General features: G+C 66.2%; 14 protein-coding genes. 9 read left to right on the forward strand and 5 right to left on the reverse strand.

Features of this window, described 5'->3' with window-relative positions; all coding sequences use genetic code 11:
• Positions 1-40: 40 nt before the first annotated feature.
• From pcaR to pcaC, 9 genes are all read left to right on the forward strand, one after another.
• Positions 41-916, forward strand: a complete 876-nt coding sequence (pcaR, locus tag NJF35_RS12465; RefSeq protein ID WP_253091128.1) for a pca regulon transcriptional regulator PcaR — start codon at positions 41-43, stop codon at positions 914-916.
• A 343-nt stretch (positions 917-1,259) separates the two neighbouring features.
• Positions 1,260-2,606 (forward strand): MFS transporter, encoded by a 1,347-nt coding sequence (locus NJF35_RS12470; RefSeq protein ID WP_225788027.1) that lies wholly within the window; start codon positions 1,260-1,262, stop codon positions 2,604-2,606.
• A gap of 181 nt (positions 2,607-2,787) precedes the next feature.
• On the forward strand, positions 2,788-3,648 hold the full coding sequence (locus tag NJF35_RS12475) for a CoA transferase subunit A (RefSeq protein ID WP_225788028.1): 861 nt from the start codon (positions 2,788-2,790) through the stop codon (positions 3,646-3,648).
• Complete coding sequence (locus NJF35_RS12480) at positions 3,645-4,424, forward strand: CoA-transferase subunit beta (RefSeq protein ID WP_253091129.1); 780 nt, start codon at positions 3,645-3,647, stop codon at positions 4,422-4,424. The genes NJF35_RS12475 and NJF35_RS12480 overlap by 4 nt, the downstream gene beginning before the upstream one ends.
• On the forward strand, positions 4,421-5,626 hold the full coding sequence (gene pcaF / locus NJF35_RS12485; protein WP_225788186.1) for a 3-oxoadipyl-CoA thiolase: 1,206 nt from the start codon (positions 4,421-4,423) through the stop codon (positions 5,624-5,626). The genes NJF35_RS12480 and pcaF overlap by 4 nt, the downstream gene beginning before the upstream one ends.
• A 163-nt stretch (positions 5,627-5,789) precedes the next feature.
• Positions 5,790-7,079: an MFS family transporter gene (locus NJF35_RS12490; RefSeq protein WP_225788030.1), complete on the forward strand. Its 1,290-nt coding sequence runs from the start codon at positions 5,790-5,792 to the stop codon at positions 7,077-7,079.
• 9 nt (positions 7,080-7,088) lie between these two features.
• Positions 7,089-8,441 carry a 3-carboxy-cis,cis-muconate cycloisomerase gene (locus tag NJF35_RS12495; protein ID WP_225788031.1) on the forward strand — a complete coding sequence of 451 codons (1,353 nt, stop codon included), beginning with the start codon at positions 7,089-7,091 and terminating at the stop codon, positions 8,439-8,441.
• An 11-nt stretch (positions 8,442-8,452) separates the two neighbouring features.
• Positions 8,453-9,244, forward strand: a complete 792-nt coding sequence (gene pcaD, locus NJF35_RS12500; protein WP_225788032.1) for a 3-oxoadipate enol-lactonase — start codon at positions 8,453-8,455, stop codon at positions 9,242-9,244.
• Positions 9,245-9,254: 10 nt separating this feature from the next.
• Positions 9,255-9,647, forward strand: coding sequence for a 4-carboxymuconolactone decarboxylase (gene pcaC / locus NJF35_RS12505; protein ID WP_225788033.1), 393 nt, complete (start codon positions 9,255-9,257; stop codon positions 9,645-9,647).
• A 33-nt stretch (positions 9,648-9,680) separates the two neighbouring features.
• On the opposite strand, the gene NJF35_RS12510 is transcribed toward pcaC, so the two are convergent.
• The 5 genes from NJF35_RS12510 to ttgB form a co-directional block, all read right to left on the reverse strand.
• The gene (locus tag NJF35_RS12510) at positions 9,681-10,205 is read right to left on the reverse strand and encodes a DUF962 domain-containing protein (RefSeq protein WP_225788034.1); all 525 of its coding nucleotides are present in this window, start codon (positions 10,203-10,205) and stop codon (positions 9,681-9,683) included.
• Between the two features lie 104 nt (positions 10,206-10,309).
• The gene (locus tag NJF35_RS12515; RefSeq protein ID WP_225788035.1) at positions 10,310-11,278 is read right to left on the reverse strand and encodes a LysR family transcriptional regulator; all 969 of its coding nucleotides are present in this window, start codon (positions 11,276-11,278) and stop codon (positions 10,310-10,312) included.
• Between the two features lie 207 nt (positions 11,279-11,485).
• On the reverse strand, positions 11,486-12,739 hold the full coding sequence (locus tag NJF35_RS12520) for an OprD family porin (RefSeq protein WP_225788036.1): 1,254 nt from the start codon (positions 12,737-12,739) through the stop codon (positions 11,486-11,488).
• 291 nt (positions 12,740-13,030) lie between these two features.
• Positions 13,031-14,485 (reverse strand): AdeC/AdeK/OprM family multidrug efflux complex outer membrane factor, encoded by a 1,455-nt coding sequence (locus NJF35_RS12525; RefSeq protein WP_253091130.1) that lies wholly within the window; start codon positions 14,483-14,485, stop codon positions 13,031-13,033.
• On the reverse strand, positions 14,482-17,634 hold the full coding sequence (gene ttgB, locus NJF35_RS12530; RefSeq protein ID WP_225788038.1) for a multidrug efflux RND transporter permease subunit TtgB: 3,153 nt from the start codon (positions 17,632-17,634) through the stop codon (positions 14,482-14,484). The genes NJF35_RS12525 and ttgB overlap by 4 nt, the downstream gene beginning before the upstream one ends.

Here is a 17,634-nt window from a genome sequence, read left to right on the forward strand (position 1 = left end):
TTCGATAATCGCACGAACGACGGATTTTTTGAGGTTAGCCATGAGCGAAGACACCCAGGCCACGGATCGCGAAAACCAGGAACCTGCGCGCCCCACCACCCCCGCGTTGGCCCCGCCGATCGTGGCGTCGCCGGCCAAGCGTATCCAGGCGTTCACTGGCGACCCGGACTTCATGACCTCCCTGGCCCGGGGCCTGGCGGTCATCCAGGCGTTCCAGGAGCGCAAGCGCCACCTGACCATCGCCCAGATCAGCCATCGCACCGAGATCCCCCGGGCGGCGGTACGTCGGTGCCTGCATACATTGATCAAGCTGGGCTATGCCACCACTGACGGGCGGACCTACTCGCTGTTGCCCAAGGTGCTGACCCTCGGCCACGCCTACCTGTCGTCCACGCCCCTGGCGGTGTCTGCGCAGCCGTACCTGGACCGTATCAGCGATCAATTGCACGAAGCGGCCAACATGGCGACCCTCGAGGGGGACGACATTCTCTACATTGCCCGTTCGGCCACGGTGGAGCGGTTGATCTCGGTCGATTTGTCGGTGGGGGGGCGCCTGCCGGCCTACTGCACGTCCATGGGACGGATCCTGCTGGCCGCGCTGGACGACGCCAGCCTGCGGGAATACCTGGAGCGTGCCGACCTCAAGGCCCGTACCAGCCGCACCCTGCATGACCCCGACTCGCTGTTCGCCTGCATCCAGCAGGTACGCGCCCAGGGCTGGTGCGTGGTCGATCAGGAACTGGAGCAGGGCTTGCGTTCGATCGCCGTACCGATCTACGACGCCTCGGGGCAGGTGCTGGCTGCGCTCAATGTCAGCACCCACGTCGGCCGGGTCAGCCGCAGTGAACTGGAGCAGCGCTTCCTGCCGATCCTGTTGGCGGCTAGCCGCGACCTGTGCCATCAGCTTTTTGGTTGATAGGCAGTGTTGAAGCATCTGGGGCTGCAGAGCAGCCCCATGGGTAACGCATTTCGAACAGATCCCCGTGTTTCCTGTTCGATAAACGCACAGTCTCGCCTCCAGCGAATTGCGCAGGCCCCAGGCGCTGATTAATGTCTCTCGCAGCGGTCGGCCCTGCCGACCGGACAATAACAACACCCGAGGCGCATCCATGACCACTGCCCCCTCGCTGCCGCGGCCGCACCCGCTTGCAGCATGGCCATCTTCCGGCTGATCGCCAGCCGTTCCACGTCCCATCGCCGTTCCCTGCGCCGTTCTCGCGTGCAGTGGCCTGCCTGCGCCCATTTTCCGGACAAGAACAATGAACAACCCGCAAACCGCTGTCGGAAATTGCCTCGACGTCCAGTCGTTCATCAACGGCCAGCCACTGTCCCGCTACCAGTGGCGGGTAGTGATCCTGTGTTTCCTGATCGTTTTCCTCGATGGCCTGGACACCGCTGCCATGGGCTTCATCGCCCCGGCCCTGTCCCAGGAATGGGGGATCGACCGCGCCAGCCTGGGCCCGGTGATGAGCGCCGCGCTGATCGGCATGGTATTCGGCGCCCTGGGTTCCGGGCCGTTGGCCGACCGCTTCGGGCGCAAGGGCGTGCTGGTGGGGGCGGTACTGGTTTTCGGCGGCTTCAGCCTGGCCTCGGCCTACGCCAGCAATGTCGACCAACTGCTGGTGCTGCGCTTCCTGACCGGCCTGGGGCTGGGCGCCGGCATGCCCAATGCCACCACGCTGCTGTCCGAATACACCCCTGAGCGGCTCAAGTCGCTGCTGGTGACCAGCATGTTCTGCGGTTTCAACCTGGGGATGGCCGGTGGGGGCTTCATTTCCGCCAAGCTGATCCCAGCCTATGGGTGGCACAGCCTGCTGGTGATCGGTGGCGTGCTGCCGTTGCTGCTGGCCCTGGTGCTGATGGCCTGGCTGCCGGAGTCGGCGCGCTTTTTGGTGGTACGCAACCGGGGCAATGACCGGGTACGCAAGACCCTGGCGCCTATCGCGCCAGGCGTGGTGGCCCAGGCTGCCAGTTTCAGCGTGCCGGAGCAGAAGGTGGTGGCGGCGCGCAATGTCTTTGCGGTGATCTTCTCCGGTAGCTATGGCCTGGGCACCGTGCTGCTGTGGTTGACCTACTTCATGGGCCTGGTGATCGTCTACCTGCTGACCAGCTGGCTGCCGACCCTGATGCGCGACAGCGGCGCCAGCCTGGAGCAGGCGGCGTTCATCGGGGCGCTGTTCCAGTTCGGCGGGGTACTCAGCGCGGTGGCGGTGGGCTGGGCCATGGACCGCTTCGACCCGCACAAGGTCATCGGCATCTTCTACTTGCTGGCCGGGGTGTTCGCCTACGCGGTGGGGCAGAGCCTGGGCAACATCACCTTGCTTGCCACCCTGGTGCTGATCGCCGGTATGTGCGTGAACGGTGCGCAATCGGCCATGCCATCGCTGGCGGCGCGGTTCTACCCGACCCAAGGGCGAGCCACCGGGGTGTCCTGGATGCTCGGCATTGGCCGTTTCGGCGCGATCCTGGGGGCTTGGAGCGGTGCGACGCTGCTGGGGTTGGGGTGGAATTTCGAGCAGGTGCTGACGGCGCTGCTGGTACCGGCGGCGCTGGCGACGGTGGGGGTGATCGTGAAAGGGAGGGTGAGTCACGCTGACGCGACCTGATTTCAGGGGCATCAGCCATCAGCTATCCGCGCCCTACGGGCTTCTGTCGATCGCGCGAATACTAAATAGTAGAGCAACAAATTGTTCGATAATCGAACGAAAGTGCGATTATCGGATTGTAAGCGACCCGCCAGCCTCCTTAATCTGAGCTCAACGTAGCACCCTGACCAGGAGTCTCCACATGGCTGCAATCCTCCCGCTTCACGACGCCGTGAAGCAATTCATCCAGGATGGCGATACCGTCGCCCTCGAAGGCTTCACCCACCTGATCCCGACCGCCGCCGGCCACGAGATCATTCGCCAGGGCAAGCGGGAGTTGACCCTGGTGCGCATGACCCCGGACCTGATCTACGACCAGCTGATCGGTGCCGGTTGCGCCCGCAAGTTGATCTTCTCCTGGGGCGGCAACCCAGGTGTCGGCTCGCTGCACCGCCTGCGCGATGCGGTGGAGAAACACTGGCCCCACGCGATCGAGATCGAGGAGCACAGTCACGCCGACCTGGCCAACGCCTACGTCGCCGGTGCCTCGGGCCTGCCGTTCGCAGTGCTGCGCGCCTACGCCGGCTCCGACCTGCCGAAGGTCAACCCCCTGATCAAGAGCGTCACCTGCCCGTTCACTGGCGAAGTGCTCGCCGCCGTGCCGTCGGTACGGCCAGACGTCACCGTGATCCACGCGCAGAAGGCCGACCGCAAGGGCAACGTGCTGCTGTGGGGCATCCTGGGCGTGCAGAAGGAAGCTGCTCTTGCAGCCAAGCGCTGCATCGTCACCGTCGAGGAGATCGTCGACGACCTGCAGGCGCCGATGAACGCCTGCGTCCTGCCGACCTGGGCGATCAGCGCGGTCTGCCTGGTGCCCGGTGGCGCCCATCCGTCCTACGCCCATGGCTACTACGAGCGCGACAACCGCTTCTACCAGGCCTGGGACCCGATCGCCCGCAACCGTGAGTCGTTCACCGCCTGGATCGATACCTACATCCGTGGCACCGCCGACTTCAACGAATTCAAGGCCAAGCTGGCCAGCACCGCGGAGGCTGCGCAATGAGCTATTCCACTTCCGAAATGATGACCGTCGCCGCTGCCCGTCGCCTGCGCAACGGCGCTGTCTGCTTCGTCGGCATCGGCCTGCCGTCCAAGGCCGCCAACCTGGCGCGCCTGACCTCGTCGCCGGATGTGGTGCTGATCTACGAATCCGGCCCGATCGGTGCCAAGCCCAGTGTGCTGCCGCTGTCCATCGGCGATGGCGAGCTGGCCGAGACCGCCGACACCGTGGTAGCCACCGGCGAGATCTTCCGCTACTGGCTGCAGGGCGGGCGTATCGATGTCGGTTTCCTCGGCGCGGCCCAGGTCGACCGCTTCGGCAACATCAACACCACGGTGGTCGGTGACTACCACGCACCGAAGACCCGCCTGCCGGGCGCCGGCGGTGCGCCGGAGATCGCCGGTTCCGCCAAGCAGGTGCTGATCATCCTCAAGCAGTCGCAGCGGGCCTTCGTCGACAAGCTGGACTTCATCACCTCGGTCGGCCACGGCGAGGGCGGCGATTCGCGCAAGCGCCTGGGCCTGCCGGGTGACGGCCCGGTCGGCATCATCACCGACCTGTGCATCATGGAGCCGGAAGCCGGTACCCACGAGTTCGTGGTCACTTCGATCCACCCGGGTGTGACCCGCGAGCAGATCGTCGCCGCCACCGGCTGGCCGATCCGTTTCGCCGAGAACGTGCAGACCACCGCCGAACCTTCCGAGGTCGAGCTGTCGGCCCTGCGTGACCTGGAAGCCCGTACCGCCGCCGCCCACGGCCAGAAGGCAGGAGAAGCCTGATGCGCGACGTCTTCATCTGCGATGCCATTCGCACCCCCATCGGCCGCTTCGGCGGCGCCCTGGCCGGCGTGCGCGCCGACGACCTGGCCGCAGTGCCGCTCAAGGCGCTGGTCGAACGCAACCCGCAGGTCGATTGGTCGCAGCTCGACGAAGTATTCCTCGGCTGCGCCAACCAGGCCGGCGAGGACAACCGCAACGTGGCACGCATGGCCCTGCTGCTGGCCGGGCTGCCGCAGAGCGTCCCGGGCGTGACCCTCAATCGTTTGTGCGCCTCGGGCATGGATGCCGTCGGCACCGCCTTTCGCGCCATCGCCAGCGGCGAGATGGAGCTGGCCATCGCGGGCGGCGTCGAGTCGATGTCGCGGGCGCCGTTCGTCATGGGCAAGGCCGAGAATGCCTGGTCGCGCAACATGAAGCTCGAGGACACCACCATCGGCTGGCGCTTCGTCAACCCACTGATGAAGGCCCAGTACGGCGTGGATGCCATGCCCGAGACCGCCGACAACGTGGCCGATGACTACCAGGTGTCCCGTGCCGACCAGGACGCCTTCGCCCTGCGCAGCCAGCAGAAGGCCGCCGCGGCCCAGGCGGCGGGCTTCTTCGCCGAAGAGATCGTCCCGGTGCGTATCGTCCACCGCAAGGGCGAGACCGTCGTCGAGCAGGACGAGCACCTGCGCCCGGAAACCACCCTGGAAGCCCTGGCCAGGCTCAAGCCGGTCAACGGCCCGGACAAGACCGTCACCGCCGGCAATGCCTCGGGTGTCAACGACGGTGCCGCCGCGCTGATCCTGGCCTGCGCCGAGGCGGTGAAACAGCATGGGCTGACCCCGCGCGCGCGGGTGCTGGGCATGGCCAGTGGTGGCGTGGCGCCTCGGGTGATGGGCATCGGCCCGGTGCCGGCGGTGCGCAAGCTGACCGAGCGTCTTGGCCTGGCGGTGTCGGACTTCGATGTCATCGAACTCAACGAAGCCTTCGCCAGCCAGGGCCTGGCGGTGCTGCGCGAGCTGGGCGTGGCGGACGACGCGCCGCAGGTCAACCCCAATGGCGGCGCCATCGCTCTCGGCCACCCGCTGGGCATGAGCGGCGCCCGGCTGGTGCTGACGGCGCTGCATCAACTGGAGAAGAGCGGCGGGCGCAAGGGCCTGGCGACCATGTGCGTGGGCGTTGGCCAAGGGCTGGCGCTGGCCATCGAGCGGGTCTGACCGCGTGGTGTCGGGCCCGCTCCGATACCTGTCTGGGAGCTGCAAGGCAGCCCCCAGATTCAGCGCTCTGCCAGGCCCCACGGGTACTGCCTAGGTGATAGCGGAACGAGAGTGTTACTAAGTGTGTCTAGACTAGGCAGTGACCCTCCAGGAGTGAAACGCCATGACCTCAGCCTATTACACCGGCGAAGAGCGCAGTAAGCGGATCTTCGCCATCGTCGGTGCCTCTTCGGGCAACCTGGTGGAATGGTTCGACTTCTATGTCTACGCCTTCTGCGCGATCTACTTCGCCCCGGCCTTCTTCCCCTCCGACGACCCCACCGTGCAACTGCTCAATACCGCCGGCGTGTTCGCCGCCGGGTTCCTGATGCGGCCCATCGGTGGCTGGATCTTCGGCCGCCTGGCCGACCGCCACGGGCGCAAGAATTCGTTGATGATCTCGGTGCTGATGATGTGCGCCGGTTCGCTGCTCATCGCTTGCCTGCCGACCTATGCCAGCATCGGTACCTGGGCGCCGGCCCTGCTGCTGTTCGCGCGGCTGGTGCAGGGGCTGTCGGTGGGGGGCGAGTATGGCACCACCGCGACCTACATGAGCGAGGTGGCCTTGCGCGGGCAGCGCGGTTTCTTCGCCTCGTTCCAGTACGTGACCCTGATCGGTGGCCAGTTGCTGGCGGTGCTGGTGGTGGTGATCCTGCAGCAAATGCTCAGCGAGGACGAACTGCGTGCCTGGGGTTGGCGCATTCCCTTCGTGGTCGGCGCCGTCGCCGCGCTGATCTCGCTGATGCTGCGCCGTTCGCTGAAGGAAACCAGCAGCGCCGAAACCCGACAGGACAAGGACGCCGGGTCCATCGGCGGGCTGTTTCGCAACCACGCCGCGGCCTTCGTCACGGTGCTCGGCTACACGGCCGGTGGTTCGCTGATCTTCTACACCTTCACCACCTACATGCAGAAGTACCTGGTCAATACGGCCGGCATGCATGCCAAGAATGCCAGCTTCGTGATGACCGGTGCGCTGTTCCTGTACATGTGCATGCAGCCCTTCTTCGGCATGCTCTCCGACCGTATCGGCCGGCGTAATTCCATGCTGCTGTTCGGCGCCCTGGGTACGTTGTTCACCGTGCCGCTGCTGATGGCGCTGAAGACCGTGACCAGCCCGATCATGGCCTTCGTGCTGGTGACCCTGGCGTTGTGCATCGTCAGTTTCTATACCTCCATCAGCGGCCTGGTGAAGGCCGAGATGTTCCCGCCGCAGGTGCGTGCCCTGGGAGTGGGGCTGGCTTATGCCGTGGCCAACGCAGTGTTCGGCGGCTCGGCCGAATATGTGGCCCTGGGCTTGAAAACCCTGGGCATGGAGAACACCTTCTACTGGTACGTGACGGCCATGATGGCCGTGGCCTTCCTGTTCAGCCTGCGCCTGCCGAAGCAGGCGGCGTACCTGCACCACGATCATTGAGGACGCTTCATGAGCAACCAGCTGTTCGACGCCTACTTCACCGCGCCGGCCATGCGCGAGATCTTCTCCGACCGTGGCCGCCTGCAGGGCATGCTCGACTTCGAGGCAGCCCTGGCCCGCGCCGAAGCGGCCGTCGGGCTGGTGCCGCACAGCGCGGTGGCGGCCATCGAGGCCGCCTGCCAGGCGGAGCGCTACGACCCTCGTGCCCTGGCCGAGGCCATCGCCATCGCCGGCAACTCGGCGATCCCGCTGGTCAAGGCGTTGGGCAAGGTGGTCGCCAGTGGCGTGCCCGAGGCCGAGCGCTACGTGCACCTGGGGGCCACCAGCCAGGACGCCATGGACACGGGGCTGGTCCTGCAACTGCGTAACGCCCTGGCATTGATCGAAGCGGACCTGGCCAGGCTGGCCGACAGCCTGGCCCGCCAGGCCCTGCAGCACGCCGACACGCCGTTGGTGGGGCGCACCTGGTTGCAGCATGCCACGCCAGTGACCCTGGGCATGAAGCTGGCCGGCATGCTGGGGGCGGTGACCCGTCATCGCCAACGCCTGCAGGCGCTGCGCCCGCGCTTGCTGTGCCTGCAGTTCGGCGGTGCTTCCGGCACGCTCGCGGCATTGGGCAGCAAGGCCTTGCCGGTGGCCGAGGCATTGGCCGGGCAACTGGCGCTGGCCCTGCCCGAGCAGCCCTGGCACACCCAGCGTGACCGCCTGGTGGAGTTCGCCACGGTGCTGGGGATGGTCGCCGGCAGCCTGGGCAAGTTCGGCCGTGACGTCAGCCTCTTGATGCAGACCGAGGCGGGGGAGCTGTTCGAGCCGGCGGCACCGGGCAAGGGCGGTTCCTCGACCATGCCGCACAAGCGCAACCCGGTGGGGGCGGCGGTGCTGATCGGTGCCGCCACCCGTGTGCCGGGCCTCGTCGCCACCTTGCTGACGGCCATGCCCCAGGAGCACGAGCGCAGCCTGGGCCTGTGGCATGCCGAGTGGGAAACCCTGCCGGAAATCTGCTGCCTGGTCTCTGGCGCCCTGCACCAGGCCCAGTCGATCGTCGAGGGCATGGAGGTGGATGCCGCGCGCATGCGCCGCAACCTCGACCTTACCCAGGGCCTGGTGCTGGCCGAGGCGGTTAGCATCGTCCTGGCCCAACGCCTGGGGCGCGACCATGCCCATCACTTGCTGGAACAATGCTGCCAGCGTGCCGTGGCCGAACAGCGCCACCTGCGCGCCGTGCTCGGCGACGATGCGCAGGTCACTGCGCAGTTGTCTGCCGAAGCGCTCGACCGTTTGCTCGACCCTGCCCATTACCTCGGCCAGGCCCGCGTCTGGGTGGCACGCGCCGTGGCTGAACACCAACGTTTCACTGCCTGAAGGAGACCGCTGTGGCGCATTTGCAACTGGCCGATGGCGTACTGCATTACCAACTCGACGGCCCGGCGCATGCCCCGGTGCTGGTGTTGTCCAACTCGCTGGGGACCGACCTGCACATGTGGGATACCCAGATCCCGGCCTGGAGCGAGCATTTTCGCGTGTTGCGCTACGACACCCGTGGCCATGGCGGTTCGCTGGTGACCGAGGGGCCGTACAGCATCGAGCAACTGGGGCGCGACGTGTTGGCCCTGCTCGATGCTCTGGACATCCACAAGGCGCATTTCGTCGGGCTGTCGATGGGCGGGCTGATCGGCCAGTGGCTGGGCATCAACGCCAGCAGCCGCCTGCTGAGCCTGACCCTGTGCAATACCGCCGCGAGGATCGCCAACGACGAGGTGTGGAACACCCGTATCGACACCGTGCTCAAGGGCGGGCGCCAGGCCATGGTCGACCTGCGCGATGCCTCCATCGCCCGTTGGTTCACGCCCGGTTTCGCCCAGGCCGAGCCGGAGCAGGCCCAGCGCATCTGCCACATGCTGGCGCAGACCGCCCCCGAAGGCTACGCGGCCAACTGCGCCGCGGTGCGTGATGCCGACTATCGCGAGCAACTGAACCGTATCCAGGTACCGACCTTGGTCGTTGCCGGTACCGAGGACGTGGTCACCACGCCAGAGCATGGCCGTTTCATGCAGGCGGGGATCCTCGGCGCCGAGTATGCCGAGTTCCCGGCCGCGCACCTGTCCAACGTCGAGATCGGCGCGCCGTTCAGCCGCCGTGTGCTCGACTTCCTGCTGGCTCGCTGAGGATCGCGGCATGGACGAGAAACAACGCTACGAAGCCGGCATGCAGGTGCGCCGTGCCGTGCTTGGCGATGCCCACGTGGACCGCAGCCTGGAGAAGCTCAACGACTTCAACGGCGAGTTCCAGGAGATGATCACCCGCCACGCCTGGGGCGATATCTGGACCCGCCCGGGCCTGGCGCGGCATACCCGCAGCCTGATCACCATCGCCATGCTGATCGGCATGAACCGCAACGAGGAACTCAAGTTGCACCTGCGTGCCGCGGCCAACAATGGCGTGACCCGGGACGAGATCAAGGAAGTGATCATGCAGAGCGCGATCTACTGCGGGATACCGGCGGCCAACGCGACCTTCCACCTGGCCGAGTCGGTGTGGGATGAGCTAGGGGTCGAATCGCGGGCCTGATCCAGGATCCAGGGGGCTGCCTTGCAGCCCCAGTCACACGGCGGCTTTCTTCTGACGCACCGCCACCGGCCCGGCATTGGCCTCCACGGCCCGCTTGAGTGCCGGGCACAATCCCAGCATGAACGCCAACTCCGCCACCACGAACAGCGGCCCGATGATCAGCCCGCTGACATCGTCGACGAACGCCGGCTTGCGACCTTCGTAATAGTGCCCGACGAACTGGATGATCCAGCCCACCACGAACGCGCCCAGCCCGGCGCTCAGCCACAGCCCGGTAGCCTGCACCGCCAGCGCCTGCCCGGCCCACAGGCACAGCCCTAGCAGCGCGCCCATGACCAGCCCGAAGCGCAGGTCCAGGCGCAGGTAGAACCATACCGACGCCGCGGCCACCAGCAATGCCGGGGAGAGCCAGACACCGGCCAGTGCCCAGCCGGGCCGTGACAGGAGGATCGTCACCGCCAGCACGATCAGCGGGATGCCGACGAAATGGGTGGCGATGTTGCGTGGGTCGCGGTGATAGGCCGCGTATTGGCTCAGGTGATCGACGAGGCTTTTCATTGTCGTTCCTCCTTGGCGCCCTGGCAGGAGCGCGACGAATCGTTATGCATGAGCATAGCGCGAGGCCTGGCCTCCCGGAACCGTGCGGCGTTGATGCGCAGGCATCAGCGCGGCGAATGATCGTGGCGCGGCTGCCGGTTGCCCTGGCGAGCGGAACTGCCTGTCGAGGAAGACTGGGTGTCGAGCTGGAGCAGGGTCTCGATCATCGCACGTGCCGCCGGCGACAGGCGATAGCCGCTGCGGCTGACCACCCCGCAGCGCACGCTCAATACCTCCAGCCCCGGTGGCAGGTTGCGCCAGTGCAGGCGCACCAGGCGCCCAGTGGCCAGGTCTTCGGCCACCGCCTCCTCGCTGGCGCTGCCGATGGCATCGCTGGCCAGCACCACGCTGCGCAGCACCGCCAGGTGCTCGGTCTGCAGGTGCGGGGTGAAGTCGTTACGCCCGCTGAGGTTGGCCAGGCGCTTGCGCACGCCAGGCACGAGCAGGGCGCTGGCCAGCGGGTAAGCGAACAGGTCGTTGGTCGACAGGCTGTCCTTGGCCAGCAGTGGGTGCCCAGGGCGGCAGAAAAACAGGCCGGGGCGGGGCGTGAGCGGTTCGGTGTGGAAGTTCGGGTCGGCCTCGAACGGGCGGATGTCGTCGACGAAGAACTCGATCTGCTCGCGGCGCAGGGCCTGGCCCAGGCGTTCGGCGTTGTCCACCAGCAGCGCGGTGCGGATCCCGGGATGCGCCGCGATGAAGTGCTGCAGGGCCTCGGGCACCAGGCGCACGGCCAGGGCCGGGCCGCTGCCGAAGTGCAGCTCGCCGGCGTCGAGCTTGGTCATCTGCAGCACCTCGTTGCTCAACTGCGCTGCGCCCTGCACCAGGCGCCGGGCGTGCTGCAGGACCACCTGGCCTTCGGGCGTGGGCTGCAGGTTCTTGCTGCCACGGTCCACCAGTGCGCAACCCAGCACCTGCTCCAGGCCCTGGATGGCGCGGCTGAAGGCCGGCTGGGTGATGCCCATGGCATCGGCGGCACGGACGAAGCTGCGGTATTCGGTGAGGGCAATGAAGTAGCGCAGCTGGCGGAGGTCCATGGTGAGGCTCTACGGCGGGTGGTCAGGGTTCGTTTTTAGCCTTGGCTTTATATAGCGTCAACATATTGGTTGGCTGTTTATTATTCGTTTTTGTTATTTTCATAGAAACCCGTTCGCGGGCAAGCCCCACAGGGCCTTGCAGGCATACCCTCGATGCTGGTCAGCCAAGCGGATTGGGGCTGCAAAGCAGCCCTGATTGCTCCGATATCACAACAGCCCAAGCGGATAGCTGACGATCAGCCGGTTCTCGTCGAAGGCGTTGCTGCTGAAGTCGCGTCGCATGGTGGAGTTGCGCCATTTCAGCGACAGGTCCTTGAAGGGGCCGGCCTGTATGACGTAGGCCAGTTCCGTCTCCCGTGCCCATTCCTTGCCGTCGCTGATGCCGCCGATGTGTACGTTGTCGCCCTTGATGTAGCGATTCATCAAGGTCAGGCCGGGGAGACCGAGGGTGACGAAGTTGAAATCGTGGCGCAGCTGCCAAGAGCGTTCCTTGGCATTGTCGAAGCTCGAGTTGTAGCTGTCGTTGGCCAGGGTGCCGCCGCTGGTGCCGTTGACCCGCAGCCAGGCGTCATCGCCGCTGACCTTCTGCAAGCCCAGGTACAGGGTGTGCCCGCCATGGCGGGCCGAGAGCATGGCCGAGGCGGTACGGTTGTCCAGCGCACCGGCGCGTTCGGCGCCGTCTTCGCTGCCGATGAAGTAGCCGAGGTTGGCGCCCAGGGTCCAGTCACCCAGGGGCTGGCTGTGCACCAGGTTGATGTATTGCTGGCGGTAGATGTCCTTGAGCCGGGCGTCCCACAGGCCGACCAGGGTGCGCTTGTCGTTGAACGTGTACTCGCCGCCGGCGAAGTCGAAGCGGTCGGAGGTGAAGGCGGCGCGACCGTTGAGCGACATGTCTTCCATGCTGGCATCGTTGCGCGGGCTGTTGCCACGGAACTGGCCGGCGTACAGGGTCAGGCCGTCGATTTCCCGGGACGTGAGTTGGCCGCCACGGAAGGTCTGCGGCAGTGAGCGGCCGTCATCGGCACGCAGGATCGGCAGCACCGGCATCCACTCGCCGATCTTCAGTTCGGTCTGCGACAGCTTGGCCTTGAAGGCAACGCCCAGGCGGCCGAAATCGTCGGCCGGGCGGCCGTCGTCATGCACCGGCAGCAGATGGGTGCCGGCGGTGCCCCTGCCGCCATCGAGCTTGACCGAGTACAGCCCCAGCACATCGACACCGAAGCCGAGGGTGCCCTGGGTGAAGCCGGAGCGGGCGTCGAGGATGAAGCTCTGGGTCCATTCCTCGGCCTTGCCCTGGGGATTGGCCGGGTCGACGAAGTTGCGGTTGAGGTAGAAATTGCGCAGGTTGAGCGTCGCCGTGGCGTCTTCCAGGAAACCGCTTTCGGCGGCCAGGGCGGGCAGGGCGCAGGAGATAGCCAATAGGCCGGGCAACAACTGGCGTGCGGGTTGCAAAGTGCTCATCGGTGGTGGATCTCTTGTTTTTATCTGGGCGAGCCGGTGCACTGCGGTGCGGGTCGCAGGTTCGGCGCTGGTTCTTGATGAACTTGTGCAACGTTGCCTGGGCGATGGTGCGGGGCGGGGAGGGGCGAGGCAATTCGTTGCAAGCGGAAAGGGGCGATTATCGAACGAAATGTTCGGGCTGGTTAATTTTCGCCGTTCCCCTTGGCCCTATCGTCGGCAAAGCAGCTCCAAGGTGTCATTTGACACAAAAAAGCCCACCGCAAGGGTGGGCTCGATGTCGCTGCTGGACGATCAGCCTTTGGGTGTATCCACCGAGGCCTGCTGGTTGGCCTGGCCGGTGCGCTCGTACCAGCCGCCGCCGAGGGCCTTGTACAGGTTGACCTCGCTGACCAGTTGCGAGAGCCGGTCGCTGATCAGCGCCTGCTGGGCGCTGAACAGGTTGCGCTGGGCGTCGAGGAAGGTCAGGTTGCTGTCGATGCCGATGCGGTAGCGGCGCTCGGCCAGGCGGTAGTAGTCCTGGTTGGCCGATACCAGGTCGCGCTGCGCCTGCAGCTGCTCCTCGAAGGTCTTGCGTGCGGCCAGGCCATCGGAGACTTCCTGGAAGGCGGTCTGGATGGTCTTTTCGTACTTGGCGACGTTGATGTCCTTCTGGATCTTCGAGTAGTCCAGGCTCGCCTTCAGGCTGCCGGCGGTGAAGATCGGCAGGTTGATCTGCGGCTGGAACAGCCAGGTGCCGGAGCCGCCCTTGAACAGCCCGTCCATGTCCGGGCTCAGGGTGCCGGCATTGGCGGTCAGGCTGATGCTCGGGAAGAACGCCGCGCGGGCCGCGCCGATATTGGCGTTGGCCGCCTTGAGCAGATGCTCGGCTTCCTGGATGTCCGGGCGGCGCTGCAGCAGGTCCGACGGCAGGCCGGCGGGGATCTTGGCCAGTTGGTCGGCGTCGAGCTTGAGCGGGGCCGGCAGGTCGGCCGGCACGCCGGTGCCCAGCAGCACGGTCAGGCTGTTGAGGTCCTGGGCGACCAGGCGTTGGTACTGCGACAGCTTGACCCGCGCGCCTTCCACGGCGGTGCGTGCCTGGCTCAGGTCGAGCGCGGAGGCCACGCCGACCTCGTTGCTGCGGCGGGTCAGGTTGTAGCTTTCCTCGTAGGTCTTGAGGGTTTCCTCGGTCAGCTTGAGCAGGGCCTGGTCGGCCTGCCAGGTGTAGTAGGCGTTGGCCACGCTGGCCACCAGGCTGATCTGCGTGGAGCGGCGTGCCTGCTCGCTGGACAGGTAGGTTTCCAGGGCCTGCTGGGTCAGGCTGCGCACCCGGCCGAACAGGTCCAGCTCATAGGCGCTGACGCCGAGGGTGGCCGAATACTGGCTGGTGATGCCCGATTCGCCAGTCTGCGACATGTTCGCCGGAACCCGCTGGCGGCTGCCGCTGCCATTGGCCGAGACCGCCGGGAACAGGTCGGCCCGCTGGATGCGGTACTGCGCCCGGTAGGCGTCGATGTTCAGCGCCGCGACACGCAGGTCGCGGTTGTTCACCAGGGCGGTCTGGATCAGCTGCTGCAGCGCCGGGTCGTGGAAGAACCGGCGCCAGCCCTGTTCGGCGGCGGCCACCTCGGCCGACTCGGTCGGCGAGTACGCAGGGCCTTGCGGCCACTGCGCGGCCACCGGCGATTCCGGGGCCTGGTAGTCGGGGATCAGCGAGCAACCGCCGAGGATGAAGGCGGTTACCGCCAGGGACAGCAAGGACTTGGTCATTGCCCAGCCTCATAACGTGGAGTTTCAGGGGTGGCGTCGGCCTCCGGCTTCTTGCTGCCGAACAGCGACGACACGGCGACGAAGAACAGCGGTACCCAGAAGATGGCCAGCACGGTCGCACTGGTCATGCCGCCGATCACCCCGGTGCCGATGGCGTGCTGGCTGCCCGAGCCCGCGCCGCTGGCGATGGTCAACGGTACCACGCCGAGGATGAACGCCAGCGAGGTCATGATGATCGGGCGCAGACGCATGCGGCAGGCCTCGATGGTCGCGTCGTACAGGCTGTTGCCCTGCTCGTGCAGCTCCTTGGCGAACTCGACGATCAGGATCGCGTTCTTCGCCGCCAGGCCAATGGTGGTCAGCAGGCCGACCAGGAAGTACACGTCGTTGGACAGCCCGCGCATGCTGGTGGCGATCAGCGCACCGATGATACCCAGGGGCACCACCAGGACCACGGCGATCGGGATCGACCAGCTTTCGTACAGCGCTGCCAGGCAGAGGAACACGAACAGGACCGAGAGGGCGAACAGCGCCGGCATCTGCGAGCCGGAGAGTTTTTCCTCGTAGGACATGCCGGTCCAGGAGTAGCCGATGCCCGAGGGCAGTTCGCCCGCGATGCGCTCGACCTCGGCCATGGCCTCACCGGTACTGTAGCCTGGGGCCGGGGCACCGAGGATCTCGACCGCCTCGACGCCGTTGTAGCGCGACAGCTTCGGCGAGCCGTAGGTCCATTGGCCGCTGGCGAAGGCGGAGAACGGCACCATCTCGCCATTGCCGTTGCGCACGTACCACTTCTGCAGGTCTTCCGGGCTCATCCGGGCGCTCGACTCGCCCTGGATGTACACCTTCTTGACCCGGCCGCGGTCGATGAAGTCGTTGACGTAGCTGCCGCCGAGGGCGATCGACAGGGTGTTGTTGATGTCGGCGATGGTCACGCCCAAGGCACTGGCGCGCTCGTCGTCGACGGTCAGCAGGTACTGCGGCTCGTCGTTCAGGCCGTTGGGGCGTACCGCGGTGAGGATCTTGCTCTGCGCGGCCTTGGCGAGGAACTCGTTGCGCGCTTCCATGAGCTTCTCGTGGCCGACGCCGGCGCGGTCCTGGAGGAACACGTCGAAGCCGGTGGCGTTACCCAGTTCGAGTACCGCCGGCGGGGCGAAGGCGAACACCATCGCATCGCGGAAGCTGAAGAAGTGCTGTTGGGCGCGGGTGGCCAGGTTGAACACGCTGTTTTCCGCCGAGCGCTCGTCCCAGGGCTTGAGCATGATGAACGCCATGCCCGAGCTCTGGCCACGGCCGGCGAAGTTGAAGCCGGTCACGGTGAACACCGACGACACGGTGTCGGCTTCGTCCGTGAGCAGGTATTCACGCATCTGGTCGACCACCACCTGGGTACGTTCGGCGCTGGAGCCGGCCGGGGTCTGTACCTGGGCGAACAGTACGCCCTGGTCTTCTTCCGGGAGGAACGCGGTGGGGATGCGCATGAACAACCAGATCATGCCGACGACGATCAGCGCATAGGCCAGCAGGAACGGCACCTTGTTGCGCAGGATGGTGCCCACGCTGCGTTCGTAGCCGCGCACGCTGCGGTCGAAGTTGCGGTTGAACCAGCCGAAGAAGCCGCGCTTGGCCACATGGTGCTCGCCCTTGGGGATGGCCTTGAGCATGGTGGCGCACAGCGCCGGGGTGAAGATCAGCGCCACCAGCACCGACAGGCCCATGGCCGAGACGATGGTGATGGAGAACTGCCGGTAGATCACGCCGGTGGAGCCGCCGAAGAACGCCATCGGCAGCAGTACCGCCGAGAGCACCAGGGCGATACCGACCAGCGCGCCCTGGATCTGCCCCATGGAGCGCTTGGTCGCCTCCTTCGGCGGCAGGCCTTCCTCGGCCATCACCCGCTCGACGTTCTCCACCACGACGATGGCGTCGTCCACCAGCAGGCCGATGGCCAGGATCATGGCGAACATGGTCAGGGTGTTGATGTTGAAGCCGGCCGCGGCAAGGATGCCGAAGGTGCCCAGCAATACCACCGGTACGGTCATGGTGGTGATGATGGTGGCGCGGAAGTTCTGCAGGAACAGGTACATCACCAGGAACACCAGCACCACGGCCTCGACCAGGGTGTGGATCACGCCGCTGATCGATTCGGTGACCACTGGGGTGGTGTCGTACGGGAACACGGCCTTCACCCCTGGCGGGAAGAAGGGCTCGAGGTCGCTGATGGTCTGGCGCAGCGCCTTGGCGGTTTCCAGGGCGTTGGCGCCGGTGGCCAGCTTGACCGCCAGGCCCGACGCCGGCATGCCGTTGTACTGGGCGCTGATGGCGTAGTTCTCGCCACCCAGGCCGACCTTGGCGACATCGCCCAGGCGCACCTGGGAGCCGTCGCGGTTGACCTTGAGCAGGATCTTCTCGAACTGCTCGGCGGTCTGCAGGCGGGTCTTGCCGATGATGGTGGCGTTGAGCTGGGTACCCGGCATGGCCGGCAGGCCGCCGAGCTGGCCGGAGGACACCTGCACGTTCTGCGCGGCGACGGCGGTGCGCACGTCCACCGGGGTCAGCTGGTACTTGTTCAGCTTGGCCGGGTCGAGCCAGATACGCATGGCGTACTGGGCACCGAACACCTGGAAGTCACCCACGCCGGCGGTCCGCGAGATCGGGTCCTGCATGTTGGAGACGATGTAGTTGGCCAGGTCGTCCTTGGTCATGCTGCCGTCTTCGGACACCAGGCCGATCACCAGCAGGAAGTTCTTCACTGCCTTGGTCACGCGGATACCTTGCTGCTGCACTTCCTGCGGCAGCAGTGGGGTGGCCAGGTTCAGCTTGTTCTGTACCTGGACCTGCGCGGTGTCGGGGTTGGTACCCTGCTCGAAGGTGGCGGTGATGGTCATGCTGCCGTCGGAGTTGCTCTCCGAGGACACATAACGCAAGTTGTCGATACCGTTGAGCTGCTGCTCGATCACCTGCACCACGGTGTCCTGCACGGTCTGCGCCGAGGCGCCCGGGTAGGTCACGGCGATGGCGATGGCCGGCGGCGCGATGTTGGGATACTGGCTGATCGGCAGGCGCAGGATCGACAACGCGCCCACCAGCATGATCACCAATGCGATCACCCAGGCGAAGATCGGGCGATCGATAAAGAACTTCGACAT

Origin of the sequence: Pseudomonas guariconensis, from assembly GCF_024127895.1 — a bacterium.
Lineage (GTDB): Bacteria > Pseudomonadota > Gammaproteobacteria > Pseudomonadales > Pseudomonadaceae > Aquipseudomonas > Aquipseudomonas guariconensis_B.

Coding starts and splice junctions, on each gene's coding strand:
- pcaR (WP_253091128.1), top strand. CDS start 41: ATGAGCGAAGACACCCAGGCCACGGATCGCGAAAACCAGGAACCTGCG.
- NJF35_RS12470 (WP_225788027.1), top strand. CDS start 1,260: ATGAACAACCCGCAAACCGCTGTCGGAAATTGCCTCGACGTCCAGTCG.
- NJF35_RS12475 (WP_225788028.1), top strand. CDS start 2,788: ATGGCTGCAATCCTCCCGCTTCACGACGCCGTGAAGCAATTCATCCAG.
- NJF35_RS12480 (WP_253091129.1), top strand. CDS start 3,645: ATGAGCTATTCCACTTCCGAAATGATGACCGTCGCCGCTGCCCGTCGC.
- NJF35_RS12490 (WP_225788030.1), top strand. CDS start 5,790: ATGACCTCAGCCTATTACACCGGCGAAGAGCGCAGTAAGCGGATCTTC.
- NJF35_RS12495 (WP_225788031.1), top strand. CDS start 7,089: ATGAGCAACCAGCTGTTCGACGCCTACTTCACCGCGCCGGCCATGCGC.
- pcaC (WP_225788033.1), top strand. CDS start 9,255: ATGGACGAGAAACAACGCTACGAAGCCGGCATGCAGGTGCGCCGTGCC.
- NJF35_RS12510 (WP_225788034.1), bottom strand. CDS start 10,205: ATGAAAAGCCTCGTCGATCACCTGAGCCAATACGCGGCCTATCACCGC.
- NJF35_RS12515 (WP_225788035.1), bottom strand. CDS start 11,278: ATGGACCTCCGCCAGCTGCGCTACTTCATTGCCCTCACCGAATACCGC.
- NJF35_RS12520 (WP_225788036.1), bottom strand. CDS start 12,739: ATGAGCACTTTGCAACCCGCACGCCAGTTGTTGCCCGGCCTATTGGCT.
- NJF35_RS12525 (WP_253091130.1), bottom strand. CDS start 14,485: ATGACCAAGTCCTTGCTGTCCCTGGCGGTAACCGCCTTCATCCTCGGC.
- ttgB (WP_225788038.1), bottom strand. CDS start 17,634: ATGTCGAAGTTCTTTATCGATCGCCCGATCTTCGCCTGGGTGATCGCA.